Consider the following 26316-nt stretch of genomic DNA (forward strand, 5'->3'; position numbering starts at 1 on the left):
CTTTTGCGTCTTTTTGTTGATACTCTTTTAGTTAATTATTGTGTCTATAGTATAGCATGTAAGCGGACTCAGCATGGTCTTACATGTACTGTTGATTGATAAATTGCTACTTTTAAAAAAATTAGGAATGGTCGTTTTTAGCCCTCAAGTTAGTTTGAAGCTATCATCGATTATTCCAGCGATTTGATCAAGGTTCTCTACAGCAGAAAGATCTATTGTGATCCAATGCTTTTTATTCATATGATACGCTTGGTAGTATCCATTTTTATTTCTGACTATCTCATTTAATTCTGGATTTATTTTTAAATTTATGGCATCTATTTTTATCTCTTCTTCTCCATAAAGTTTATTTCTAGGAATCGTCATGATCAGTCCAAACCATTTTTTCTTCCGTTTATGTCGAAAGACACAATAGTTAGGGAATTTTTCAAAAATATATTCTGGATAGATCGTGTACGTTTCAGCTATATACTCAATTATCTCTTCACGTTCAATCATGGCTTTGATTTTCCTTTCATCAAACTGAGCCTTCTTATTTTAAAAATGGCTGCTTTCTGATTTTTTACTTTTACATTTTAGCGTCACATGCAAAAGAATTCTGTTGTTTGATCTTTTTGAAAGCATTTCTATGGATATGGCAAAAAAAATTGTTGTATGCTATAATTATATGTGATAAGAGAGATATGCGCTAACATACCTCTCCTATGTAGAGCCGTTTAAGACGGTAGCAAGTATTTTATATGATTATGAAATAACCAGTTAACCTGCTAAAGTTAATGACTGGTTATTTCTTTTTGTCGTTTTTAAGCAATTCTACAACTGAACGAATGAAGATAGCATCCCCAACATGGTACTACACGTACTGTTATATACTAAAAAGAAACTAGAAAAGTCGATCTAGCTTCTTACTATTTTATCAATCAATTCCACTATGTTTTATTTATTGGCACTCAGAGTTGGTCAAAAATCAGAAAACCATCGTTTCATTTCCTACAGTACTTAACCAAAGAGCGTTGTTCTTTAGCAAAGATAAATATTCTGGTCCAAACCACTCTCCAATATTTTTAGAATAGTTTAAGATGCGTCACCTAAAATATCGATATCTTTTCGTATACAAAATTCACATTTTTTCTGTTTAACTTTAGTCTTCTTTGGTAATTTGACTATCTTCTACAATCGTTAACGTATAAACGCCATTCGTTATAGCTATATTAGAATATGAAATTCTTACCTTCTCATTCATTTTAACCCTTTTTAAAATATCCTCTCGAGTATCTTTAAAAGGAATAAAAATGTAAATTTCACTTCCTTTCGGAATATCTAGATCATCAGATGTTTGTGTAGAACTTATTTCTGTTGCTGTATTCACAATAAGTGATTCTTCCCTAATAGCTGTTATAGTGCCGATCAAATGACGTATGTGTGCAAAACTTTCTCCACTTTTCATGCTTGCATCATTCTCCTCCGTGTTCTTTGAACACCCCATAAAAATAATCAACAAGATTAAAACCGTTGTAACGCTACTCAATTTTTTCATGATTGATCCTTTTCAGACTTAAATAGTATTGATTCCTGACCATATAATACCATATGTATCAAGGAAATTTCCTGGAATATAATTAATATACTTTGCTGCTGCATACCACCCATCTGCTACAACTAAATAATTTGCTTGTTTTGAGGCAAAATACCCTTCAACAGCAACTGCGTGACCAGAACGAGCTTTCTCTTTTGCATTCCAAATTCCATAAGCTAGTATGGCGGGCTTTTTATTGTCAATTGCAGACTTGAATTGATTGAAGCTCGGATTAGATATATTTTGATGCGTTATATTTTTTTTCTTTTCTTTTGCAAATTGGGTAAATCCATTTCCAATTTTAGTGTTATTGGTAGTACCATATTTTATTCCATTTTCGACCTTATACTGGGTTGTTCCAGCATACTTCCAAAGTTTAGGATAGGATATCTTAGTGTTTTGTTCTAAGTTCGTTCCTTTAGCTAAGATATCCAATGCAGATACTGCACAGCCCCAAATTCCAGTTTGACTTTCCACTTGGCTCTCTATACTTGGTATAAACTGTCTCCACATATTAAACTCCAAATTAGTTAAGCCGTTCGCAATTTTTCTTAGGAGAACTTTATCATGATTGTCATATTTACTACTAGTTGAAGATAGTTCGTCTAACTCATCATCTGTTACAAATTCATCATTAGTAACCACAATATCTTTAGATTTTTCTTCCATTTCAGCGACTTCTTGATCAGTCGTCATTACTTCATTTTCAGAAGTAATTGTCACATCATTATTCACTTCAACTGAATATTTCAATGGCTCAATTTCAACAACTTTTACATCTTTATTCTCTACTTTCGTTTCAACTTCTATGCCATTTGATTCTGCCATTTCAACAGTCTTATCGATGATATCTCCTACATTTGCATCTATTGAAAATTCCATCAAATAACCTGGTACTCTAAAATCATACACCGCATATCCGTAAGGTTTTTCTCCTACTTTATAACTAACAATAAACCCAATTGCTGAATTGTTTTTATCATAAAGTTTGGTTACATCTGATATGCTTGTATTTATATCTGGTTTTACATCTTTAGCTAAATTTAGAGCAAGCTCTGAAACAGTTTCTTCTTTTACTTCAAAATAAGTATTCTCTGACTCTACATTTGAAATTGCTGAAACAGAATGTCCTCCTACAAATAAAGCTGACACGATCACTGTACCAAAACAAATCCTATTAAAAACTTTTTTAATTCTCATAAAAACCTCCACTTTTTCTAATTTTTAACTAATGTTATCACATTAACTTTTCTAAGTAAATAGTTCAGTACATTAAATATTAATAAACCAACTATATGTTGATACATCTTATTTTAAGATGGTTGCTATGATTTTTGATTAAAAAAAATTTTTTTGTTATTTTTCCTTATATATAAGGAAGCGATTTTGAGTGTTATTTAATGGCATTAGTAAGAAAAATTATGTTGCGTATTCGTATTCTTTTCGGATATACTTAAGAGGTAGAATAGAAAAACAGCTCATGCTAACATGAACTGTTCAAATCTGAATATAAAAATAAATTGGCACTTCAAAGCCTGGCAGCAACCAAGCATTTGAAGCCTTGTAAAGACAGTACCACCTGCCCAAACAAGTTGCCAATAGTGCTAGCAACATGTACTAGCTTCTTTCATTGTACCTAAAGTTTGCCTATTTTTCTATAGGTTTCTTGGATTCTCTATAGGTTACTTTGAAAATGTAGTAGATGATTCTTTGGGACTATTGTGAACGATATTGGGTGAGGTTACCTAATATCGTTTTTTTCTATTCTACAAATCTAATGAAAGGAGGGTTCGTTCAAAGTAAAGCAAATGATCAATGATAGATATAAGACAAGGAGACAACATTCACTTCGTTCACCTTGTACTTTGCATCATTCACTCTGACTTTTGGTCAGTCGGGATGGTGCAAAATAAAAAGGCACTTCACCATCTGACAGCAATCAGATGATGAAGCCTTGCATAGACAGTACCACCTATCTATACAAGTTGCCAATTGCTAGCACAAAAGCACTAGCTTTCTTTATTGTACCTAATTTTACTGGGATTTTCTAGTCTGTCTGGAAACTTTTGGTTGGGATTTTGTATTTTATGGAGGGTTTGGGCTTTATCTAGGGGATTGATGACGGTATTGGTGGTTCACGAAAACTACAATAGCGTTTTTTGTTTTGCTTTGAGAAGAAAGTGATTGAAACATCCGCAGGGCTTAGAAAAATCATTCATAAGTCGTTTTTATCACTGGTTTGTTTAATCGTTGCCCCAGTCAATGCGCAGATAGATGAGTTATGTATATGAGGCGTTGGATGTTGTTGTTCAGCGCTTCATGTTACTGGTTTTAAGAGTACTTTTAAAAAGGGAGGAAATGGGTTATGAAAAAAGAAGGTCAGAGTTTAAAGGTGATTCCTTATCAGGATATTACGGATTTGCAGCATACGTTGGATCGGTTGCAGTCTTGGGAGGAGCCGCTTGCTGTGTTGGATCTTTTTTTTCAGTTTCGGAAAGGGCCGATTAATAAGAAACAGCTTGTGAAGGAATATTATGCTTGTGGGCATTTGTTTCATGCTTTTTTTGAGGAGTTTTTGAGGTTGATGACGATTGAGGAGGAGAAAGTGAGAAAGTTGGATGGGGAGAGGAAAATTGCGGGTGATGGTTTGAGAACGTGATGTTGAAATAAAATAAACTAGGTTCACTGCGTTGAGTGTTCCTAGTTTATAACATATACATGATTAGAACTCTAAAAAAAGTAATAACACGCGCTAAATTACCAGTTATAAATTGAAGAATCCCAGATATAAACTCCTTCCGGAACCGGAATAGTTATTGGATAATTATTAGCTTGTACAACCATTGGATAATTCCACCATGGATTCCAAAGATAGTAGGTTCTAATTTTATCCGAGTTTACCCAACCATATAAAGCAAATGCATGTCTGGATTTATGGAGTTTAGAATTGGAATGAGAATATCCTTCAGTCCCCATATATATTGCGTTCCCTTTTCTTAACTCTCTTTCCACAGTTGCATGGCTTAACATTGAGCCTGTCCTAATTGGATTTGTGCCACGTGCTCTACCATAATTTAATAGTTGATCTTGACTAACACCAGTCGCTTCTTTTTGAGCTACTGAAAACTTGGGAAATGTATAATTTAGAATGTCTCTTGCAAGTGTCGGCCGACTATCTACTTTGTTATTCAAAATTGCTGCTGTTACATATGCCGCACACCAAGGAAAAGTACTTTGAGTCTCACGTATTGACCAGTTAATCATCGCATAGTTTGAAGCTGTTGAAACAGTTGACCTGGTTACTTTAGCTTTTTCTAGGTTTGGCTGTATCTCATAATCGATATGTTCAGATACATTCTTTATTTCTAAATCATTCTCTTCAACTATAATATCGTCTGAGCTTTGATTCTCATCAGTGTTCTCTTTTGGCGCACTGTATATTTTCTTGATTTTATCATTTAGCTTAAAGTAGATATCACTATCCTTAACATGAAAAGATACGGGTTCACCAATAGCTGAGTCCAATATATCATTGATTTCTTTAATTAAAAATCTTGAAACAGATGAAGTATATCCAGTAACAACATCATTTCTTACAGAATATAGAAACTCAACTCGCCGATTTAAAAAAATCGGGAAAAAAATAGTACTATTTTCTACATTCTCGCCGTCAAACATTGCAAATGAAGAACCTAGCTCATATTCACTGGTTTTTGTATTAGCACCTTCCAAAAACAAAGTAGCACTCAATAAATTCCCAAAATCTTTTTTCGCAAACTCATCTATTTCTTGAGGGATTTTTGACGTTTTAACTAGCAATTCTTCATCGCTACTTGCGTCTACCACATTAAAATTTGCTATTCCAACAAATAAACCTAAAAACATTACACTACACAACAACCACTTTTTCATTTTCATATCATTCCTCCAAATAAATTTTATTAAAGTAAATACCTTTTAAGTATTTGTTTTACTGAATTTAATAGGTCGACTCATTCCTTCTGCTGTATTTGACTGTGTATATACACCATAAGCCCATGTCAATTCATCATTTTCAATAGATATTCCTATGAAAAATGTTTGATCGTCGTTTAGTAAATATAGACTTGATTCATCATATTTTTGAACTTGATAATTTTCATAATTCTGTTCATTTTCTCCATCTTTTAAAACAAAATTCAACATGCCTTCGCTGCCTTCTTTAATACTTAATAAATACTGACTATCTTCCTTTATACCTCGCCAATCACCTAAAAATTTATCGAATTGTAACTTTTTTTCTGTACTTTCAATAACTAGTTCTTTTACTTGACTACTTTCTTTTGACGATTGCTTCAGTACAGGATTTTTTTCGTTGGTAGATTTACAGCCTATTAGCAAAAATATCAGAACGAAAAAAAGAGGAATGTATGTTAAGTTTTTCAATAGAACCTCTCCAATCTAACACTATATAAAACTAATAGTAATATATAGTTTTTTATTAGTCAATTCCATCCATTAATTCATTATAAAGAACATGAAATTAGTAGCATATGTTGAATTGATTACAGTTTTAGGAAGGAGCAATGGGCAGAGAAAACTATGACTGCTTTTGTGAAAAAGTAAAATTGAAATAAAATAAACTAGGTTCACTGGTTAAAGTGCTCCTAGTTTACAATATCCGATTATTCAAAATCAAAATAGTCACTATCTATTTTGAAAACTTTATACGTTTTGGCCGTTTCAACGCCGACTTGATAGTCAATCATCAAATCAGTTAATTGAATTCCATCAATTTAAAGTTCCGTATACTTCTCTTTATTCCCCTTACTCTTCTCAACTGGATACTTCTTATCATTCAACTCCAACTTCTTCTCAATAATCCCCTCAACATCCAATCCCAAATCACTTGCCAACATCAAACTATAAATCAGCACATCCGCCAATTCCTGTTCAATATTCTCTTGATTCTTCTCCTTAGCTTCTTCACTTGTTTTCCACTGAAAGTTCTCCAGCAATTCAGAAGCTTCCAAAGAAATCGAAATTGCTAAATCTTTCGGATTATGAAATTGTCGCCAATCGCGATCATCCCTAAATTGATTGATTTTCTTGATTAATTCGTCCATTTTGATTTCTCCTTTTGAATTGTCATTAACTTCTCTCTCAGTTTATCATCACTTGCGTAAATATATAAACCATTGATTCCTCGTTTTAACAACACATTGATCGAATTCAAAATGATTTGCTCTTTCACTTTGTCGATATTTTCGATTCCTTCACGACTTTTGAAGGCTTCTGAATCTTTGTATTTTTCAATATCGATTTTTAGCTCATTCTTCTCAACATCATAACCAATCGAAGGTCCTAAAATTACCCCTACATAGTTTAAATCAAAGCCTTGTATTGTATAAATCGAACCAACTTCGTTAATCGTTGCCTCTTCTTCAGCCCAGCTTTTTTTGTAATCTGTACGGTTCCATGGTGCTGAAAAATCTCCTTCTTCAACAAGATACTCTCCGCCATCTTTTTTATGTGTATAGTCAAAGGTTGAAACGATTCTGCTTAAGCCAAATTTCTGGTTTCTTGCGTTTATTTCCATCCTCATGTCTTCAGCACTAGAGAAAAAGCGGAAATCAAAATCCTCATCTCCAAATCTTTTTTCTACTTTAGTCTTTTCTCGTTTTGTCACTTTAGGAAATGGCAAAATTTTTCGACCTACAAATGAATCTACCCAATGAACGATTTCAGGAGCAGCTTTCATTCTAAATTGAGTCGTTAAATGGTATTCTTCATGAATTGGGTACTTATCTTTTATCTCAACAAGACTATCAACATTCCAATGACTTTTTAGCTTTAGAACTTGTTTTTCATCAAATACAACAATCGTGACTTTACTTCTTTTGATAACCTCTTCCAGTTGGTTCTCATATTCAAAACTATTGTATTTGTCTTTTGTAGAAAGTAGTAAATGAGATTCATCTACTAATACGATGTCTGCTTGTTTTCGTTTTCCCTTGTCGATGTCATTGATAAAACTAGTTGGTTTCATAAAGTTTTTCTTTTTTAAATTAGGCAAACTTTCGGCGATACTCTTATAAGTTTTCAGCATCTCATTATGATTGACCAAAAGATAATTATTATCCTGATTAAAGTCAGAAAACTCGTTGTTTTCCTTCTTTTCAGCTAAGTCTTGAATCGTTTTAAATATAGCACTCAAAACAACACTTTTACCTGTACCAGCTTCTCCTGCAATAAAAAAGACATGATGTTCATTTTTCGTATCAGCTAAACTTCGTTTACAAAAATCGATGACTTTTTCTTTTAAGTCTTGTTGTTCAGGTGATAATCCGCGAAACGGTGATAATTTGAAGGTGTCCTTATTTCTTAAAAAATCAGCACTGTGTTCAACAATTTTTTCATCTCTAAGACGAGTCCAAATTTTCGGAAACAACACTTCATCATAGTATCTTTTATCATAATAGTTATGTGATTCGCTGCCTTTGATTTGGCTTCTATTTTCAACTTTGTATTTTTCATCAGCGATAAAACAACTGATTAAATTCGTTTCAATATTCAACGCTGCAGATACGTTCAATGTGTCATGTCCAATCATGACAATTTTCTTCATCATTGCTTTCTTATTACTTTTTAGATGTTCTGACATTCGCTTATCAAAGCGGTGACTTTGTCCCACATATGCTTCTGGCATCTTCTTTTTGTCCGTATTATATAAAATATACAAAATAGGGTAATTGGTTTCAAAAGGATCTTTTAAGTTTTCAACCTCTTTTTCACAAAAATCATATTCTTTGAGCTGTATTTGTATACTATCATCTTCATAATTCATAAACGACACTCTCCCAAACACATTGTAACAATTATTTTCAAAATAGGGAATCTTTTATGTAAGAAAGTTTTAATTTATAAATAGAACAACACTAATTTTGCGTAATAAAAAGCATTTTATAATTATTAGACATGACATCTAGCTATTACAACATGCTTTTTTGAGACTAATATTCTAAAAAATCAACAATCCAGTGATTCTTCGTATCTCATCATTAATGAGTATAATACCTTCTTTTTCTTCCATTTCTTGAAAATTCTTGATATAAAATAAATCATTCTCATTAAGATGATAACTCCAACACATCAAAATGTATTCAAATCGATCTAAGATTATTCGAATAATCTCTACATAATTTTTTGTTTTGCCATTTGCCTTATAGAAATCAGGTAATTGATCACATAAGGTAATCAAGTGTTTGAACGCATCTAAATCAATAAAGCTTTCTTCGTGAAGTAGATAAATAAATGAATCTTCTTTATATCCTTCAACTTCTTTAAGAACTTGTTCTTCAATTAACCAGTCCATCAATACCTCCACTACTTTTCTCTCAAAACTTTCCACAACACATCCAAAACCCCCACCGAATATTCCTCATAATTCTTATTCATCAAATAAGCCAACGTCACTTTATCCTTCAAACTAAACCTAAAAAAGAACCGCCGATTCCAGCTAAGCATCCATCCAACAAGCTGTTGTTCAATCTTATCTTTCACTAGTTGATCTGACGCATCCACGTACAATAAAACCAAATCAAAAAAGTAATCCTTACGACTTTCCACGCCAAGAATTTTGATAATACTCAGTTGAAAGCTTGTTTCTTTTCTCTCTTTAAATAGAAGAGTCAACTGCTCTTTGATCTGCAATGAATAATGTGTACTCAATTGATCTATCGCTTTATTTCTCACGTCTCTAGAAGAATCTGACAAACATTCAATATAAATCGGTACCTGCTCTTCTATAGGTAAACAGCTCAACCAATTCAACACGGATACTCTGATTTTCTTTTTACTCGAATTAATCAGCGGCACCATTCGATCTTGGTCTCTCTTATCTTGTAAAATTGCTAAACCATGGATTGCATTGATCGGATTATCTTTTAAATGCTGGAGATAATATTCTCTGCAGTCTATATCTGGAAATTGCTTTTTCACATAATCAAGCGCTAAATACTTAATTACAGCTGTTTGATCCAATAATTTTGGAATCATTTGCTCTTCTTTCACTCGATTGTTATAACACCACTCGCATGCTAGTTTTCGAATAATCATTTGCGGATGACTTAACATCTGAGATAGATACTCTTTTTCCCACTGTTCTTCTTTTAGTATTTCATTAAATGTCCATCTTAAGATCATTCTGTCTGTTTTTTTCAAGCCGTTTTTTATTACTTGTACTTTATGTTGTTCGTCGAGTCGAAAGCTTAACTCAAATCCATACCTTGAAATATAGATATCCTTAATTTCCTGGGCTTTTTCCAATAAGTCAAACTGATTCAATAGGATGGTGTTTAGTCGATTGTACACATCTAAATTTTCTTTGTGCTCTAACTCTTTTAAGCGTTTGATTAAAGGTAAAGAAAAAAGAATCGTCGCTTCATTTTCCTGTGCAACAGATTTATTAATTTCTAGTTCTGCGAATTTTCTTATTGTTTCAACGTGGTCATTTAAAGTAATAAGTAAAAATGGTAATGTATTAGAAAAGGATTCTGCACTCAATTTTTTTAATGCAAATTCTCTGACATAGCCATTTGGATGACAAACTAGCCAAGACCAAAATGAGGCAGAATTGTTAGAGGATAAACCAACCAAGATTGATTCATTTATATCAAACCAATTCCAGTCACTCTGACCATAGGAAAAAGCTCTTAATTGTTTAAATGTATTCAAAAATTCTTTAGGCGTTTGTTCCTCTAAAATCTGTCCAAGATAAGTCGTATATGTTAATCGGTTTTCTTGATTGAATATAATTTTTTTATAGCAATACTTGATTGCAGCAGCCATACTTTTAATTTCTGATTGTTCCATTTGCAATACCAACAACGTTTGGTTCATTTTATTTCCCCACTTATTTTTATTTACGAACTATAAATTTTATTCCTTACTGCTATTTTAACATAAGTTATTCCTTGGTTATGATTACCATGAAATGAAGAATTTCTAAAGCGGTAATCTGAATCTTCAATTGAATTTATTAATCATTTCATAACTACAAGGGTTGAATCTATCTATATAAATTTTGATAACTTATAATGAAAGCAGATACAACTTTTTTTCAATACAGGACAAGCTCTTAAATCAGGAGGTTATCAATGAACATCTTAGTCGTCGGAGGAGCTGGCTACATCGACTCAAACCACAAAGTCATCGTTCTAGATAATCTACAAACAGGACACGCTGAAGCTGTCCCCAAACCAGCAACTTTTATCAAAGGAAATGCAAAAGACAAACCCTTACTCAGAAATCTTTTCACAGAAACATCCTTTGATATTGTGTTTCATTTTGCCGCTAATTCGTCTGTGGAAGAATCCATGAAAGATCCATTACTTTATTTTGATAATAACGTTTCAGGTCTGATTACTCTTTTAGAAGTCATGAATGAATTTGCGGTGAAAACGATCATCTTCTCTTCTACTGCAGCGGTTTACGGAGATACTTCAGAAGAAGTGATAACAGAAGATACTGAGACCCTTCCTAAGAATTCTTATGGAGAAAGTAAGCGGATGATGGAAACGATCATTCAGTGGTGCCATACTGCCTATGACATCAACTATGTCGTATTGCGCTATTTCAATGTGGCTGGTGCTGATTTATCTGGGACAATTGGTGAAGATCATCAACCAGAAACGCATTTGATCCCCATCGTTTTAGAAGTTCCCTTAGGAAAAAGAGAATATATTACCATTTTTGGAGATGATTATAATACAAAAGATGGGACAACGGTTCGGGATTATGTACATGTGGTGGATTTAGCGAATGCTCATTTACTGGCGATGGATTATTTACTAGAAGGAAAAGAAAGTACTATTTTCAATGTCGGCAGCTCGACTGGCTTTTCAACACTGGAAATTATTAATAAAGTCGAAGACTATACGCAGAAGAAGATTCCTATAAAATACGGCAACCGAAGAGAAGGTGATCCTCATTCTTTGATTGCTTCAAGTAAAAAAATCGAATCGATTTTAGGCTGGAAACCTCAATACACTGATTTAGAGTCGATTATTGATAGTGCTTGGAGATGGCATACTGATCATCCAACTGGATATGAAAATGACTGATAGATGAGCCTAAAATAGAAGAAGCTTATATGTGAGAGCAAGAACTCTTACATATAGGCTTCTTCTATTACTATTCAACGATTAGCTGACTCTCCATATTCTAAAGTTCATCATCACGTTTACTTTCTTCACTAACCATCAAATCATCTCCCTTTAAAATTTCATCTAGAGAAAAATCAAAAAAGAAACTTAATTCAACTAATGTATCGATATTAGGGTACGATTTCTCATTTTCCCAACGTGAGACGGTTTGTCTTGTTACATGAAATTTTGCAGCAACTTGCTGCTGAGTTAAATTTTTTTGTTCTCTGCGGATTTTTAATAATTTTCCAATCTCCATATTCTGTCAACCTACCTTCAAAACATTTTTTATGCTTGTCACTAGCTTATAAATTCACATAAAAAACTACGTAACGATGTCATTTTATTCTATTACGTGATTTGCCGAGACATTTCCTTCATCAAAGAAGCTATTCCCTCGACATTCGTAAAAATGTTTTCCTTCATGTTTGTCCCCTCCTGTCTGCGTTATCTTAAATATCACATACTAAGACTGATTTAAAAAGCAATTTTGATGTTACGTTGTACTATATCCATAAGATATCGGTATTTTTTTTCGATTATATGTTATTTTTTGCGTACTTTAAGAAACTTTAAGATTAAAGGAGTTGATCTCTAGAAATCCGAAGTATTTTTGAGGTTTATGAGGTGTGAATAGCTTAGTACTAAAAATCCACAAAAAAACAATCCCATCGATTAAGCAGACTGGTTCCCTTCTAGCTCAAACTGACAAGACTGTTTTGTTATGTACCTGATTATTATTGGCTATTTTCTTAATATTTTTTCCATTGCTTTTCCTTTCGCTAATTCATCGATTAGTTTATCCATATAGCGAATTTTCTGCATTAACTCATCTTCTATTTCTTCTACGCGATACCCACAGATCACACCTTTGATCAATGATACATTAGGATTTATTTGTGGTGCTTCTGCAAAAAACGTTTCAAAATCAACTTTTTCAGCTATTTGCTTTTGTAGTGCAGCTTCATCATAGCCAGTTAACCAGATGATGATTTCGTCTACTTCTTCTTTTGTTCGACCTTTTTTTTCTACTTTTTTGATATATAGCGGGTAAACGCTGGCAAAGGACATCGCAAATATTTTTGGTTTTTTCGCTTCCATTTTTTTCCATCCTCTATTAAGTATTTTGTTTGCTTTGTCTTATTATAACTTTATTTTAGTCATTGTTGAATTTTAGTGTTTCAGTTCTATTTACAAAAATTAACTCTTCGTATTTTCTTTTAGATGATTCAAAACGGATAGAAGATTCTTGATTGTTTGTTTTTCAATTTGTCTGATCTTTGAGGTAACTTGTTGCATGCTTTCTGCCTTTTCTAATTTGATTTTTTGATCAAGGGAAAGTTTTGTTGTTGGATTCTTTTTCTGAGGTATTGGACTGTTTTGTTTGTTTTTCTCTTTATCTATTAGTATAAATACACAAAAGAACAGTAAAATAGCTATTATTAGTATAAACATGACGTTTCAACTCCTTATTATTGCTAGATCTCATTTTTGAATCGTGGTGATGTATTGATATAAGCGATCGCTCCGCCTACAAGTATGGTAATTGCGATTGCAATAACTAACTGAAGTTGGAGAAATAAACTTCCTAATCCAATCAACATTGCAGAAATAATAAGAATGATGCTCATTACTTTTCCTAAAGCCCATTCGTTTGTTTTCGCTTTTTCTTGTTCACTTGCGGTGTTATATCCAGCTATCAACCATGACCACTTGCCCCGCCAAAGCTGCACCCCACAGATAATAAAAATAAGAATCATAATCAAATCAACCATTTTTTTCACCTTCCTATTTTTCAGAACTTCTTATCTTCTATTTTGCCAAAGTTTCCCGCTAAATACTAGCTTTATTGTATGTAAAAGAAGACGAGACAAATGCGTTCAGCTTATTTCCGAAGCCTTCAACTCATAGTGCTTTAGCACTTAGAATTTGTTGTGATCGAAGCCTAGCGGAGTAGTTGCTTTTGTCTCGTCGTTTATTTAGATTTAAAGTGGAAAACAAAACTAATATTTGGTTTTGCCCCACGATCTTTCAAAAATTTCTATCCCTGTCCTAAAATATCCAAGATAAGCTGTGCATGCATTCCAGATCCTACCGGGAAACAGTCTTCCATAATTTTAAATTTAGGATGATGATTCATATAACCACAACCTTCTGCCGCTGTTCCCCCGCCTAAAATAAAGAATGATCCTGGCTTAACATCTGTATACGCAGAAAAATCTTCGCCGCCCATCATTTTAGGCGCTTCAAACATCCGCTCTTTACCAACAACTTTTTCAGCTGCAGCCATAACAATATCTGTTGCATCACTATCATTATTGACTTCACTGTAACCTAATAAATAGTCTAAGTCATATGTTGCATCGTACATCTTACAAATGCTATCAACGATTCCTTCTATACGCTTTTTAATAAACTGTCGAATTTCTTTATCATTTGTACGCACAGTTCCTTGGATTTGTGCTGTATCTGGAATGACATTCGCTGTTTTTCCTGCATTAAATTCACCAATTGAAATAACTGCATTGTCAAAAGGACTAATATTTCTTGAAACAATATTGTTCAAATTATTGATGATCTCTACACCAATCATGATTGGATCAACAGATAAATCTGGCGTTGAACCGTGGGAACCTTTTCCTTGGATCTTCAGCGTGAAGACATCTGAAGCTGCACTAGCAGGGCCTTTTCTAGTACCTACCATACCAACTGGAATATTTGGTGCGATATGCAAACCAAATACCATATCTACATCATCCATCACACCTGCTTCAACTAATAATTTTGCACCACCTGGTGGTTCTTCTTCGGCTGGTTGGAAAATAAATTTCACAGTGCCGGCAATTTTATCCTGCATTTCGCTCAAGACTTTGATTGCACCTAACAGCATGGCTGTATGTGTATCATGACCACACGCATGCATTACACCTGGATTTTCGGATGGAAAGTCAACATCTGATTCTTCTACAATCGGCAGTGCATCGATATCTGCTCTTAAAGCAATTGTTTTGCCTGGTCGATTGCCTTTTAAAATTGCGATCACACTATTTTCTGTCAATGAACTAACTTCTATATTAGGAAAATCAGCTAGTACCTTTTTGATGTATTTGGCTGTTTCAACTTCATGAAATGATAGTTCTGGATAACGATGTAAATGTCTTCTCCATTTAATCATATCTGCTTGAGGCATTTTTTCTTGAATGTTTGTCATAGTGATTCCTCCCTTTGATTTAAGCTTATTTTTATGCTTTACACTAATGAAATAATGGTTCTATTTTTGTTTGATAAACATGATCGTCACAGCCGTTAATAGCCCAACAGCTAAAAAGAAGATAAAGGTCGAAATATATTGTCCATTTGACAATTCGACTAATTTCCCAATGAGTGTTGGTGAAACAAAACCACCGAGAATCCCTCCTGTAGCAAGTGTTCCGTAACTTGGTGCAAATTTCGCTCCTTCAAAAATTCTCAATGGAATACTCATCATCGTAACAAATGAGATGATCAAAAAGAAATTTGCTAAGCCCATAACGATCGACAATAAAACTAGATTACCAATATAATAAGAACCGAATGCTGAAATCGCACCTAAGACAGCTGTAATTGCAACAATAGCTTTTTCCTTGTGTTGAAAAAATCTACCCACAACATAGCTACCGCCAATCGAACCTATCAGCATAAACAAGCCACCCACACTGCTGATCACAGCTGCACCATTTAAATCTAATCCACGTTCTCCAGTTAAGAAACTCGGCACCCAGCTTGAAAGTCCATATAATAAACAGTTGATGAAAAAGGAACTTAGAAACAAGACCCAAACGCGAATATCTGACCAGATCACTAAAATAGAAATCTTATCCGTTTTTGTTGCAACGGCTTCTGCTTTTTCCTGCGCTTTTTCGTTTCTTGGAATTGCAATAATTAAAAAAATAGCAATTGCAACAGCCAACACAGTTAAAATAAGATAGGCATTTTTCCATCCAGCATTTGTAATGATCGGCGATAATGCCAACGGCCCGATAAAGCCTGCTACCCCTGAAGATGATAGTAAAATCCCTTGAGCAAATGTTCGTTTCTCTGGTGGGAAATTCATCGTAACTTCCTTACTCGCTGATGATGCATAACCTGAGTGTGCGAGCAATCCAGTTAAAAAACGCAGCGACATAAACATGATCAATGACGTTCCAAAACCAAATAAGAACGAAAATAACCCCATCCCTAATACCGAACCAATCAAAACAACTCGCGAGCCTACCTTATTAATGACCAACCCCATCGGAATCTGCATAATCGCATAACCAAGGAAAAAAGCACTCATGATCATTCCTTTAGCAGCTGGCTCTAAGCCAAATTCAGTTGAAATCGGGATCAATGAATACCCTACTGAAAGCTTGTCAATGTACACCATGGTATAACCTAAAAACAACGCGACTAACAATAATCCTCTTTTCTTCGTCTCTTTTCTTTCCATAAACCCTCCTAATAAGTGGTAACAACATTCCTATTTGCCTTTATAAAATAAATGCTACTCCTTTAGTATAATCTATTATTCAGCTAAAATGAAGATTAAAATGAGAGTATTATGAATTTTAATTAATAAAAATCATCTAAAAAAGAGAACTGTCTAATAATGCTCTTTATAAAAAATATGTCCTAGACACAATTAAAAAAGCAAAAAGGTGACAGACCATTAGGCATCAACTTTTTGCTTATTCTTATTGTTTCAATCGTTCTTTTCTATGCAAATATTCTTCTTCTGTGATATTGCCTTTCGCAAATTCTTGGTCCAATATCTCAAGTGCCGAAGGATAAGGGGTTGGCTCTATTGGTTTTTGCGTCTGAAAATCGTTGGTTAATTGTTGGTTCGTTTTATTTTTCATTAAATAAACCACAGCAAAAATTACAATAACAATAAAAATCCACCAAAGAATGCCCATACCAAGCATTCCACCTCTCATCATTCCTCTACCACCTGTAAAAATATCTGAACAATGACCCATGAATAATCTCTCCTAACCTATTTTTTCTTATTATAAAAGAAAAATATGTCAAAAGTGTGTCGTAAATCAGTTGATTACAGCTTGATGTGTTCCACTAATTTTTGATAAGACGCATACGATGGGTGCTTTGTTAATTCAGTATTTTCAATTGTCAGCTTTTGCTTATCGATGATTTCCTTCGTCAAGGTATCAGAAAAAATCACAAAATCCTTATTGGTTTGTTCATTATAGGTCAAAGAGAAATATTTGGATTGACGATAATACTGCTTTAACTGATCTACAGCAATTTTTTCTGGTTGATCTGCAAAATATTCATCATAACGAGCACTATCAATTTTACCGTCTGTCACAGTCAACTGTAGTCTGCCAATCAACCCATCGCCAAAATCTTCTGCGTAACCGATATATTTAGTCTTAGACGGCTGCCTGATTTGATCTTTTAACTCAGAAGCTATCGCCATTAAGCCTTGTCTGGCCGTTGTTGAAGAACCTTTAACCGTTTCAAAATTGCCTTCGATCCGATTTTCTTCACGCATTTGCTTTTCTACAAACGTAATGCCATTAACGACGGTTACCAAAGTTGTATCTGTTCTAGGATTTTGAGCTTGAAAGAATGCATAATCTGATAATCGTTTGTTCGCACCTGAATAGTTTGATGCGTAATAATTTTCAGCAGCGTATTCATTAAATTCAACATTGATAATCTTACTTGTATCATCGGTGATAATTTCGACGATGCCTTTATTTCCAACATCAAAGTAGCCTTCATTCGTATAATAATTTCCTTCCATCAACCCAAGTGGCGGCTGATTTGACCAGAACATTTTCTTTAATTTTTCCTCATAAGAATAAAGAGGTTTTGGATTGGAACCAAATGTTGTTTGCGTTGCCCCTGTTACAACATCATAATTATATGAGGTATTTTCAAAGGACAGATCATTTGCAGATTTTTCTTTTCCTTCTTCACTCGATGCGTCAACCTCTGATGAGGAAGGGATAAAGAGAACCTCTTTTGATGTTTCACTCGTTTTTTTTGTCCCTTTTTGTTGATCTGGTTTACAAGCTGTTAAACTGACAATGGTAAACAAAAGGACACTAGCAAGCAAGTGCTGTTTTTTCATGAATTTCCTCCTTTGATTGACTTATTAGGCATTAAATCGATAACCACTGCCCCAAATAGTTTCAATAGGAATCTCTGATAATTTTCCTTTTTTCAATTTCTCTCTGATACGCCCTATATGGACGACGACGGTATAAATATCACTATCAAGATCATCCATATCCCAAACTTGACGAAATAATTGTTCTTTCATCCAAACTCGATTCGGGTGCTCCATAAAAAAGAGCAGCAGATCAAATTCTTTTGTAGTAAAAATAAGTTCTCTTCCCAAAACGAAAACTCTGCGAGCATTTTTATCGATCATAATTTGACCGCTTTCTATCTTATCATTGACTTGATCCGTCCCTGTCAATAATTGATATCGTTTGATATGAGCCTGAACACGAGCGACAAGCTCACTTGGACTAAATGGTTTCGTCATATAATCATCAGCCCCAAGACCAAGTCCTCTGACCTTATCAATATCTTCTTTTTTCGCAGAAACAATCATCAAAGGAATATTTTTCTTTTCTCTGATTCGACGGCAAATTTCAAATCCATCCATCGATGGTAACATGATGTCGATCACAATCAAATCGAACGGTTCATTTAAAGCCCGGTTTAGTCCAGCCAATCCATCACTTGCAATTTCAGCTTTCATATGGTTGATTTCTAGATAGTCCTTTTGTAATTCGGCAATACTTGCGTCATCTTCGATCAATAAAATATGTGCTATCTCCTTTGACATTTGGCTGTCCTCCTCAGACTTTTTTCAATAAAATCGTAACCGTTGTTCCTTGGTGAAGTTCGCTTTCAATCTCAACTTCTCCTTCATGTATCTCAATAATCTGTTTGACGATGGCCAGTCCCAAACCACTACCTCCCGTATTTGTTGGTCTAGCTTCTTCTCCTCGATAAAAATGGTCAAAAACATACAGCAACTGCTCTCTTGAAATCCCTTGACCATTATCTGCTAGTTGAATGGCCACGCTTTGTTCCGTTTCAAAAATGTCGAGTTGAATTGCAAGCGGGCGGTCCTTAGCTTTAAATTTCAAACTATTTTCAATTAAATTAATAAATACTCGATTCAACTGCATCCGATCAGCTAAGACATAATACGCGATTTCTTGATGATTAGATAATCGTAGTGAAACCTGATTATCCTGCAACTGGAATTCCTCAATAATATGCTGTAAGAATTCGTTGATATTGATTTTTTCAAAATGAAAAGGAATGGCCGCAGCATCTAATTTTGAATACAGAAATAATTCTTCGATCAACTCGTTCAATGAGATGGCTTTTGTATGGATCGTTTGTAAATATTTTGCTTGTTTTTCTGGTGTGTCAGCGACTCCGTCTAACAACCCTTCCACATAACCGATGATCGATGTGATGGGTGTTTTTAAGTCATGTGAAATACTTGCGACGAGCTCTTTGCGATTATTTTCAAGTTTGTCTTGCTCCTCAGTTGAATGAATCAAGGCTTCCCGCATTTTTTCAAAATCATCTGTTAATTGTTTCACTTCCGATGCTGTTTCCTTCGTAGAATCAGTCATCGAGATTTCCAAATGACCCTTCCTGATTTCAGACATTCCTGCACCTAAATTTTCCAACGGACGAATGATTGTTTGTTTTAATAAATGATTTAAAAATAGTAAGCCTGCAATCGCAATGAGGACGATCCCGACAATGACCCACACGCCCCACTTGGTCATGAATTCCAGAAAATTATTCTCTTTCTTTAAAACCAATAAACTACCTGGTATTTTGTCGCTAAAATAAAAATCAAACTTCATATACCGGTACAAGCGTCCGGCATTGTCGATCGTTCCTCTTGTTTCTATATTATTCGCATCAAATTTAGGAAAATGAACGACCAATGACTTTTCAACTAACTCTTGCGAATAATAAGCAATCGTTTCTTGTTTACGCACAACAACACCTAATGACTCAGCTTCAAATTTCTGGATCGTATCTTTTAACTCGCCACTTGGTGTTAGTAGCTGATCAGGATCTGATTTGGCTATGCCGCGTAATTTGATATAAGCAAGTTCTTCTTCTGGGCTTAATGAACGCTGCTGCGTAAATGTTTTATAAAGCGTTCCAGGACTGGGAATTTTTCCTGTGGTTACATAAAAAACAATGCAGATGATTGAAACTAATGATACGCAAGCAATCGCAATACCGCCAATATATGAAATAAGGAAACGTTTTTTTATAGTCATGTTATTCTCCTTTACTTATTCACGCTAAAACAATTGATGCAATCAAATCAAACACCTGCATTTTTATTGGATGTTTTCTTAAAAACTAAATGCTGGTTTGAATTGCCCAGCATATGGTTCATGTTCGACAAACACTGTAATGTCATTGCCAGATTTGTCTTTCCCCATTCGTTTATAGGTGAATTTCTTATCGTTAAGCTCTGTCAGTTCAAGTGCTGCACCATATTTATTTTGACCGATTGAGACATGTGCGCGAATTTTATTATGATTCAAAACATCGAAGTAACCAAAATCACCACGACTAATGCCTGTATCTAAATTGAAAAATTCATATTTGTTTGTATCAGCATCGAATTTCGCTAAGCTGATAAAATTTTTATTGCTCTCAGTAACATCAGAACCCGCTTCATCCAAGACTTTTGTCCCATTCCATAATGTTTTGCCTAAAATTTTAGCGCCATCTTTTTTGGTGTCAATTTTTCCAGTCGTTGTATTCAGAGGTTTTTCGTCTTCAGTAAAACTTAACTTCTCTTTATTATACGGGATATGTTCCACAAATACATCTACTTCATTTCCAGCTTTGTCTTTGCCTTTTCTTGTGTAGGTGAATTTTTTATTTGTCAGTTCAGTCAGGCCGACGACCGCTTGATAATTCATTGTTTCTGAAATCAAGATTCTTTTAGTTCCATCATTTGTGATAAAAAACGTACCACGATCGCCTCGGCTTTCACCAGTTTGCGCATCGAAAAATTCATAGCGTCCTGTTTCAGCATCGTATTTAGCTAAACCAATAAAGTTAGCATTTTCAGCAGTCAGGTCATTGTTGTCTTTGTCATAAACTTTCGTACCTTGCCAATTCGTTTTCCCTAAAATGTGGTTTAATTTGTCCCCTTTGGTTTTGTTGTTTCCTTTTTTTGTTTGTTCTGTTTGCTGTTGACTGCTTCCTTTTGTCCCTAACGTTTCTTGTGCACCAACGCTACATCCTGCTAATAATAAGACTAAACTTGATACTCCTACAATGATTTTTTTATTGTTCATGATTTCTTGCTCCCTCCTGTAATTAGCTATAACTTCTTATTGCTTATCTTTAGTATAAAGGGTACAAATAAACAGGTGCTAACAAGAAAATAAACAAATTATAAACAATCCTCCATTCCTTTTTAAGGCAAAATAAAAAAGTATAAGCAAAACTAAAAACTAGTTTTACTTATACTTTCACTTGTTTAAACTGCTATTGTTTTTGGTAAGTTTTCATAAAATGCTGCTTTGGTTGCAGTGATGTATGGCGTTAACCATAAATAACCGATTCCCAATGTCAACATTGCTAGGATATGCCAACCGATAAAGCTTAGGTCTAATAAGAACAATTGTCCTTTATAGCCTTTCATAAGCTTTCTACTGCGAGTGATCGAGTCTAAAAATCCTGGACGTACGCCCGTTTCTTCATAGCCATCATAATATACAAAATATGCTTGTGAATACGAATACCCTTTGATGATTCCTGGGATAATCAATAGTAGTGACCAAAGTGTAACAAAGACAAGTGTTAATAGACTAATACAAATGACACCTAAAATCACAGGTCCTGCGAAACCGCGGAATGCATCTGAAAAAGGGGTGATTTTTTGTTTTTTTCCTCTTAAAAGATCAAGGAATGTCCAAGAAATACCAGCACTAAACAACGCACCTATAATGCTCCCAAAGAAACCTCCACCGCCGCCACCAGAACTACCTTCGTAGCTTGAAGTGCCGTTTACAAAATCAGGGTTGTTTTGAACGAATGTGATGGTTGGTAATAATAGTAGAAAAAATATAAGTAGTCCGATCGCAATTGAAACTAATGTTGGTACCAAACACATCAACAAACTATCTTTCCAACGTCCACGTAAAACGTCTTTCGCTTCACTTTTTAGTTCAGCTCTTGTTTTCATAAAATTTTCCTCCTTTCGTTTCATTAATTTTAGTATAACAAACAAAGCATCTTAAAAGAAAACATATGCATTTTACCATTTTTTATTTGGTACACATTATTCCATTTTTAATTAAATTACCTTATTCAACCTATTATAAATTAGAGATGCTATAATTTATTTATACGAAAAAATTTGCTACTTCGACTGGATCTAATAAGCACCAAAACTGCATTTTCACAGCTAAACTGGCGATGCAAGCAACTCTTTCCTTCTATATTATTCAGGCTGCAAGCTATGCTTTCTTGAATATAACAAGATATCTCTTTATGCTTAAGGTACATTAACGAAAGGAATTTAGACGATGGAATTTGGAGACAAGATTAAAGAGTTAAGAACAACAAATCAGTTAACACAAGAACAATTTGCGATCCGTTTGAATGTGACCCGACAAGCGGTCTCAAACTGGGAAAATAACCGGAATCTTCCCGATCTTGAATTATTGATCCTGATTTCTAGTATTTTTCATATTTCGCTTGATGAATTGATTCTAGGAGGAAGTAATGTGAATAATATGACTGAAAAGCTAATCAAGGATGGTAGCAAGACAAGACGAGCAAAACTAAATATGATCACCACATTGATTGGGAGTTTTCTGCTGTTTTTTGGTTTTGCCTGTTTTTTCATCAAAATGAATTCAGTAGAATATATTGATGCAACAGGTATTTTACACGAAAATTTTTACCTTTTACCGATTGGTTTTCTTTTCCTTTTTGCGGGAATAATTGTCTTTTTAGTAACGGGGATTAGATTTATCATAGAGATTGTCCGTATAAAGGCAGAGAAAACAAACTAAATAAGCTTAAAGCGCAAGTTTAAATAATCTGCGCTTTAAGCTTTATTCTATTCTATTTACAATAAACGTTTGATCCAATCGAATTTCTTCTGATCATAAGGCGGATAAATCAATTTTGCCATTGAGTCTTTTCTACCAAAAACAACCGATTTCTTATGAGAGAATGTTTCAATACTATATTTCCCGTGATAATTCCCCATTCCAGAAGCACCAACTCCTCCAAAAGGTAAATCATCGTTGGCTACATGAAGAATCGTTTGATTGATTCCACCACCACCAAAAGAAAGCTCATGTAAAATCTGTTTTTGACTTGTTCTATCATCTGAGAATAAATATACTGCTAAAGGTTTCTCCCCTTCTTTAACAAATTGAATGGCCTCACTTAATTGACTATATGTGCAGATTGGCAATAAAGGGCCAAATAATTCTTCTTCCATCAAACTATTCTCACGAGTCAAGCCAATATCAAATAGACTTGGCGCAACAAATCTTGTTTTCTGATCATACTCTCCTCCATAAATAAGTGAGTGACGATTTTCCTCGATTAATTGGATAAACTTATCAATCGCTGAGCCCTGAACGATACGACCATAATCTGGATTTTCTTGAATCGATTGACCGTAGAATTCGATAATTTTTTCTTTCAAGGCTTTGATGAATTGGTTTTTGACTTTTTCATCCACTAAGACATAATCTGTTGCAATGCATGTTTGACCAGTATTCAATAATTTACTCCAAATGATTCGTTCAGCTGCAATTTCTATGTCAGCCTGTTCCGTTACGATCGCTGGACTTTTTCCTCCAAGTTCTAAGACAACTGGCGTCAAGTGTTTGGCCGCAGCTTCCATCACAATTTTCCCGACTTTAGTACTTCCTGTAAAAAAGATGAAATCCATAGGCTCTTTTAAAACTGACGCATTATCAATAGAATTGGGCGATAGCACTTTGACATATTCCTCATCAAATGTTTCTCCAAGAACTGCTCCGATCACTGCTGCTACATTCGGTGTTTTTGAAGATGGTTTTACAATAGCACAATTGCCCGCAGCGAGAGCACCGATCAACGGAACTAATGTCAATTGTAAGGGATAATTAAAAGGGCCGATAATATAAACCGTTCCGAAAGGTTCTAAGAAAACCGTATTTTTGTTTAATAAAGATGAAATTGCTCTTGGTTTGTTTACAGGTTTCGTCCATTTATCCAGATTTTTGAGCATATCGTTAATGGCAGAAAGAACTAGACCTAATTCGGTAGCGTATACTTCTGCTTTAGGTTTTTTAAGATCCTTTTCAAAAGCCCAATAGAAATCTTCTTCGTGTTTTTTAACATTTTCTAGCAGCCGCTCAAGTTGTTCTTTTCTATACGAAATCGATTTTGTTTGGTTTGTGTTAAAAAAAGTGCGTTGCTTTTTCATAATTGCTTGGAGATCTGATTGATTCATGATAGGTCCTCCTCTTTTTCTTTTAAGTATAGCACCGATTTTTTCTTTTTGATAATCATTCCTCATATATCGTTCATGTCTTTTTCAGCTGGATTGGTGCTAAATCTCCACCCACCATTAGTTCGTCACTATTTTGCTCAATTTCATAGCTAGGATAAACAATCAGTTCATCTTCTTTTACTTCAAAAATGTAATGAACTGTTTTATCTTTTTGTTTATGTGTAAAAACTTTATTCTCTTTTGTATAGTCAATCTCTAATTCGGTTGAATTGAAAATCAACCTATTTTCTTCGTAGACTATTTTATAGTTTCCATAATCATAACTATCTGCTAGCCAAGAACCTGCTAATTTATGTACCAATCGTTTGTCTACAGCTTTTTTAGCAACTTTTTCGACTTTCTTATTGGAGGAACAGGCCGTTAAGATAATTGAAAGACCGATTATAAATATACCCCTTAAAAACTTTTCCATTTCGTTATCCTCTCCTTTAAAATGGCGATTGAATTACTATCAGTATAACTGAAAAAAGAGACAAAAAAACACCTCTTGTTAAAACAAGAGGTGTTTTACGTATGAGTATAAGGAGAAAAGATGAAAAAATCAGTTGTCCCTTTTTGCTTTATGATCAATTAAAAATTATTTGTTTTTTAAGTTGTAGAAAGATTTCAAGCCTTTGTATTCAGCAACTTCGCCTAATTGGTCTTCGATACGTAATAATTGGTTGTATTTTGCAATACGGTCAGTACGTGATAGAGAACCAGTTTTGATTTGACCAGCGTTTGTTGCAACAGCGATATCAGAGATTGTTGAATCTTCTGTTTCACCTGAACGGTGAGATACAACTGCAGTGTAGCCAGCTTCTTTCGCCATTTCGATTGCTTCAAATGTTTCAGTTAAAGTACCGATTTGGTTCACTTTGATAAGGATTGAGTTTGCGATTCCTTTTTCAATACCTTCAGCTAATTTAGTTGTGTTTGTAACGAATAAATCGTCACCAACTAATTGAACTTTGTCGCCTAATGCAACAGTTAATTTTTTGAAACCATCCCAGTCATTTTCGTCTAATCCATCTTCGATTGAGATGATTGGGTATTTCGCACATAATTCTTCGTAGAATGCGATCATTTCTTCAGTTGTTTTTTCGCCTTCGCCTGAATCAGCTAAAACGTAAACGCCTTTTTCTTTATCGTAGAATTCAGAAGAAGCAGCATCCATAGCAAGAACGATATCTTTACCAGGTACATAGCCAGCTTTTTCGATTGCTTCGATGATTACTTCAAAACCTTCTTCGTTAGAACCAAGGTTAGGAGCAAATCCACCTTCGTCACCTACAGAAGTAGCTAATCCGCGAGCTTTTAAGATTCCAGCTAATGCGTGGAATACTTCAGCACCGTAGCGTAAAGCTTCTTTGAATGTAGGAGCGCCTACAGGCATGATCATGAATTCTTGGAAGTCGATACTGTTGTCAGCATGAGATCCACCATTGATGATGTTCATCATTGGAGTTGGCAATACTTTAGTATTGAATCCGCCTAAGTAGTGGTATAAAGGTACTTCTAGGTAATCAGCAGCAGCACGAGCTACAGCGATTGAAACACCAAGAATAGCATTTGCGCCTAATTTACCTTTGTTAGGAGTTCCATCTAAATCGATCATTGCTTTATCAATTGCCATTTGGTCACGTACATCGTAGCCAATGATTGCTTCAGCGATGATGTTATTCACGTTGTCAACTGCTTTAACAACCCCTTTACCTAAGTAACGAGATTTGTCGCCATCACGTAATTCAACTGCTTCGTATTCACCAGTTGAAGCTCCAGATGGAACCATTCCACGACCAAAAGCTCCGCTTTCAGTGTATACTTCTACTTCGATTGTTGGGTTACCGCGTGAGTCTAAGACTTCGCGTGCATAAACATCAGTAATAATTGACATGTTTTGTCTCTCCTTTGAGTTTGTTTTATACTAAGGGGATTCGATTCCCTTAATTATGATTGTAGTGAATAAACGCGCGCTATGCAAA

The 26316-nt window shown here is 34.5% G+C and carries 27 protein-coding genes and 1 pseudogene; 3 read left to right on the top strand and 25 right to left on the bottom strand.

Annotated features, from left to right (window positions below; all coding sequences use genetic code 11):
• Nucleotides 1–144 precede the first annotated feature (144 nt).
• The 3 genes from IGJ02_RS11340 to IGJ02_RS11350 all read right to left on the bottom strand — a co-directional run bounded on the left by IGJ02_RS11340 (nt 145) and on the right by IGJ02_RS11350 (nt 2776).
• Nucleotides 145–498 (bottom strand): MmcQ/YjbR family DNA-binding protein, encoded by a 354-nt coding sequence (locus IGJ02_RS11340; protein ID WP_430602060.1) that lies wholly within the window; start codon nt 496–498, stop codon nt 145–147.
• A gap of 643 nt (nt 499–1141) precedes the next feature.
• Nucleotides 1142–1537: a hypothetical protein gene (locus IGJ02_RS11345; RefSeq protein WP_206849934.1), complete on the bottom strand. Its 396-nt coding sequence runs from the start codon at nt 1535–1537 to the stop codon at nt 1142–1144.
• Between the two features lie 18 nt (nt 1538–1555).
• A complete protein-coding gene (locus IGJ02_RS11350; RefSeq protein ID WP_430602061.1) occupies nt 1556–2776 on the bottom strand; it encodes a hypothetical protein in 1221 nt (406 codons plus the stop codon).
• Between the two features lie 1165 nt (nt 2777–3941).
• Between IGJ02_RS11350 and IGJ02_RS11355 the strand changes: the two genes are divergently transcribed.
• Complete coding sequence (locus IGJ02_RS11355; protein ID WP_430602062.1) at nt 3942–4235, top strand: hypothetical protein; 294 nt, start codon at nt 3942–3944, stop codon at nt 4233–4235.
• Between the two features lie 98 nt (nt 4236–4333).
• On the opposite strand, the gene IGJ02_RS11360 is transcribed toward IGJ02_RS11355, so the two are convergent.
• The 6 genes from IGJ02_RS11360 to IGJ02_RS11385 all read right to left on the bottom strand — a co-directional run bounded on the left by IGJ02_RS11360 (nt 4334) and on the right by IGJ02_RS11385 (nt 10456).
• Nucleotides 4334–5494 carry a C47 family peptidase gene (locus IGJ02_RS11360; protein ID WP_430602063.1) on the bottom strand — a complete coding sequence of 387 codons (1161 nt, stop codon included), beginning with the start codon at nt 5492–5494 and terminating at the stop codon, nt 4334–4336.
• A gap of 39 nt (nt 5495–5533) precedes the next feature.
• Nucleotides 5534–6001, bottom strand: coding sequence for a hypothetical protein (locus IGJ02_RS11365; RefSeq protein ID WP_430602064.1), 468 nt, complete (start codon nt 5999–6001; stop codon nt 5534–5536).
• Between the two features lie 350 nt (nt 6002–6351).
• Nucleotides 6352–6681: a nucleotide pyrophosphohydrolase gene (locus tag IGJ02_RS11370; protein ID WP_430602065.1), complete on the bottom strand. Its 330-nt coding sequence runs from the start codon at nt 6679–6681 to the stop codon at nt 6352–6354.
• Complete coding sequence (locus tag IGJ02_RS11375) at nt 6669–8402, bottom strand: DNA/RNA helicase domain-containing protein (protein WP_430602066.1); 1734 nt, start codon at nt 8400–8402, stop codon at nt 6669–6671. The genes IGJ02_RS11370 and IGJ02_RS11375 overlap by 13 nt, the downstream gene beginning before the upstream one ends.
• A gap of 174 nt (nt 8403–8576) precedes the next feature.
• The gene (locus IGJ02_RS11380; RefSeq protein ID WP_430602067.1) at nt 8577–8930 is read right to left on the bottom strand and encodes a hypothetical protein; all 354 of its coding nucleotides are present in this window, start codon (nt 8928–8930) and stop codon (nt 8577–8579) included.
• An 11-nt stretch (nt 8931–8941) separates the two neighbouring features.
• A complete protein-coding gene (locus tag IGJ02_RS11385) occupies nt 8942–10456 on the bottom strand; it encodes a HEAT repeat domain-containing protein (protein ID WP_430602068.1) in 1515 nt (504 codons plus the stop codon).
• Between the two features lie 257 nt (nt 10457–10713).
• Between IGJ02_RS11385 and galE the strand changes: the two genes are divergently transcribed.
• Nucleotides 10714–11679, top strand: coding sequence for a UDP-glucose 4-epimerase GalE (galE, locus tag IGJ02_RS11390; protein WP_430602069.1), 966 nt, complete (start codon nt 10714–10716; stop codon nt 11677–11679).
• 100 nt (nt 11680–11779) lie between these two features.
• On the opposite strand, the gene IGJ02_RS11395 is transcribed toward galE, so the two are convergent.
• The 13 genes and pseudogenes from IGJ02_RS11395 to IGJ02_RS11455 all read right to left on the bottom strand — a co-directional run bounded on the left by IGJ02_RS11395 (nt 11780) and on the right by IGJ02_RS11455 (nt 22015).
• Nucleotides 11780–12019, bottom strand: a complete 240-nt coding sequence (locus IGJ02_RS11395; protein WP_010763083.1) for a helix-turn-helix transcriptional regulator — start codon at nt 12017–12019, stop codon at nt 11780–11782.
• Between the two features lie 92 nt (nt 12020–12111).
• Nucleotides 12112–12195 (bottom strand): annotated as a pseudogene (locus IGJ02_RS11400) (hypothetical protein); the annotation flags it as partial.
• A gap of 309 nt (nt 12196–12504) precedes the next feature.
• On the bottom strand, nt 12505–12861 hold the full coding sequence (locus IGJ02_RS11405) for a DUF2200 domain-containing protein (RefSeq protein WP_430602070.1): 357 nt from the start codon (nt 12859–12861) through the stop codon (nt 12505–12507).
• 99 nt (nt 12862–12960) lie between these two features.
• Nucleotides 12961–13215, bottom strand: a complete 255-nt coding sequence (locus tag IGJ02_RS11410; protein WP_010763081.1) for a hypothetical protein — start codon at nt 13213–13215, stop codon at nt 12961–12963.
• Nucleotides 13216–13238: 23 nt separating this feature from the next.
• Nucleotides 13239–13535, bottom strand: coding sequence for a DUF3784 domain-containing protein (locus IGJ02_RS11415; RefSeq protein ID WP_430602071.1), 297 nt, complete (start codon nt 13533–13535; stop codon nt 13239–13241).
• 266 nt (nt 13536–13801) lie between these two features.
• Nucleotides 13802–14971, bottom strand: a complete 1170-nt coding sequence (locus IGJ02_RS11420) for a M20 metallopeptidase family protein (RefSeq protein WP_430602072.1) — start codon at nt 14969–14971, stop codon at nt 13802–13804.
• A gap of 60 nt (nt 14972–15031) precedes the next feature.
• Nucleotides 15032–16231 (bottom strand): MFS transporter, encoded by a 1200-nt coding sequence (locus IGJ02_RS11425; protein WP_430602073.1) that lies wholly within the window; start codon nt 16229–16231, stop codon nt 15032–15034.
• A gap of 244 nt (nt 16232–16475) precedes the next feature.
• Nucleotides 16476–16760: an SHOCT domain-containing protein gene (locus tag IGJ02_RS11430; protein WP_430602074.1), complete on the bottom strand. Its 285-nt coding sequence runs from the start codon at nt 16758–16760 to the stop codon at nt 16476–16478.
• Between the two features lie 74 nt (nt 16761–16834).
• The gene (locus IGJ02_RS11435) at nt 16835–17881 is read right to left on the bottom strand and encodes a hypothetical protein (protein WP_430602075.1); all 1047 of its coding nucleotides are present in this window, start codon (nt 17879–17881) and stop codon (nt 16835–16837) included.
• Nucleotides 17882–17905: 24 nt separating this feature from the next.
• Nucleotides 17906–18607 (bottom strand): response regulator transcription factor, encoded by a 702-nt coding sequence (locus IGJ02_RS11440; RefSeq protein ID WP_010763075.1) that lies wholly within the window; start codon nt 18605–18607, stop codon nt 17906–17908.
• 13 nt (nt 18608–18620) lie between these two features.
• Entirely contained in the window at nt 18621–20084 is a 1464-nt protein-coding gene (locus IGJ02_RS11445; protein WP_430602076.1) for a sensor histidine kinase, read from the bottom strand.
• Nucleotides 20085–20162: 78 nt separating this feature from the next.
• Nucleotides 20163–21122 carry a DUF4822 domain-containing protein gene (locus IGJ02_RS11450; RefSeq protein WP_010763073.1) on the bottom strand — a complete coding sequence of 320 codons (960 nt, stop codon included), beginning with the start codon at nt 21120–21122 and terminating at the stop codon, nt 20163–20165.
• A 185-nt stretch (nt 21123–21307) separates the two neighbouring features.
• On the bottom strand, nt 21308–22015 hold the full coding sequence (locus tag IGJ02_RS11455; RefSeq protein WP_010763072.1) for a DUF975 family protein: 708 nt from the start codon (nt 22013–22015) through the stop codon (nt 21308–21310).
• Between the two features lie 343 nt (nt 22016–22358).
• Here IGJ02_RS11455 and IGJ02_RS11460 point away from each other — a divergent pair, with 343 nt between their 5' ends.
• Nucleotides 22359–22850 carry a DUF3955 domain-containing protein gene (locus IGJ02_RS11460; protein WP_430602077.1) on the top strand — a complete coding sequence of 164 codons (492 nt, stop codon included), beginning with the start codon at nt 22359–22361 and terminating at the stop codon, nt 22848–22850.
• A 56-nt stretch (nt 22851–22906) separates the two neighbouring features.
• On the opposite strand, the gene IGJ02_RS11465 is transcribed toward IGJ02_RS11460, so the two are convergent.
• The 3 genes from IGJ02_RS11465 to eno all read right to left on the bottom strand — a co-directional run bounded on the left by IGJ02_RS11465 (nt 22907) and on the right by eno (nt 26228).
• Entirely contained in the window at nt 22907–24292 is a 1386-nt protein-coding gene (locus tag IGJ02_RS11465; protein WP_430602078.1) for an aldehyde dehydrogenase family protein, read from the bottom strand.
• 73 nt (nt 24293–24365) lie between these two features.
• On the bottom strand, nt 24366–24764 hold the full coding sequence (locus IGJ02_RS11470) for a hypothetical protein (protein ID WP_430602079.1): 399 nt from the start codon (nt 24762–24764) through the stop codon (nt 24366–24368).
• Between the two features lie 165 nt (nt 24765–24929).
• Nucleotides 24930–26228, bottom strand: coding sequence for a phosphopyruvate hydratase (gene eno, locus IGJ02_RS11475; protein ID WP_010763068.1), 1299 nt, complete (start codon nt 26226–26228; stop codon nt 24930–24932).
• Nucleotides 26229–26316 lie beyond the last annotated feature (88 nt).

Source organism: Enterococcus sp. DIV0724b (assembly GCF_050531475.1).
Lineage (GTDB): Bacteria > Bacillota > Bacilli > Lactobacillales > Enterococcaceae > Enterococcus_L > Enterococcus_L haemoperoxidus.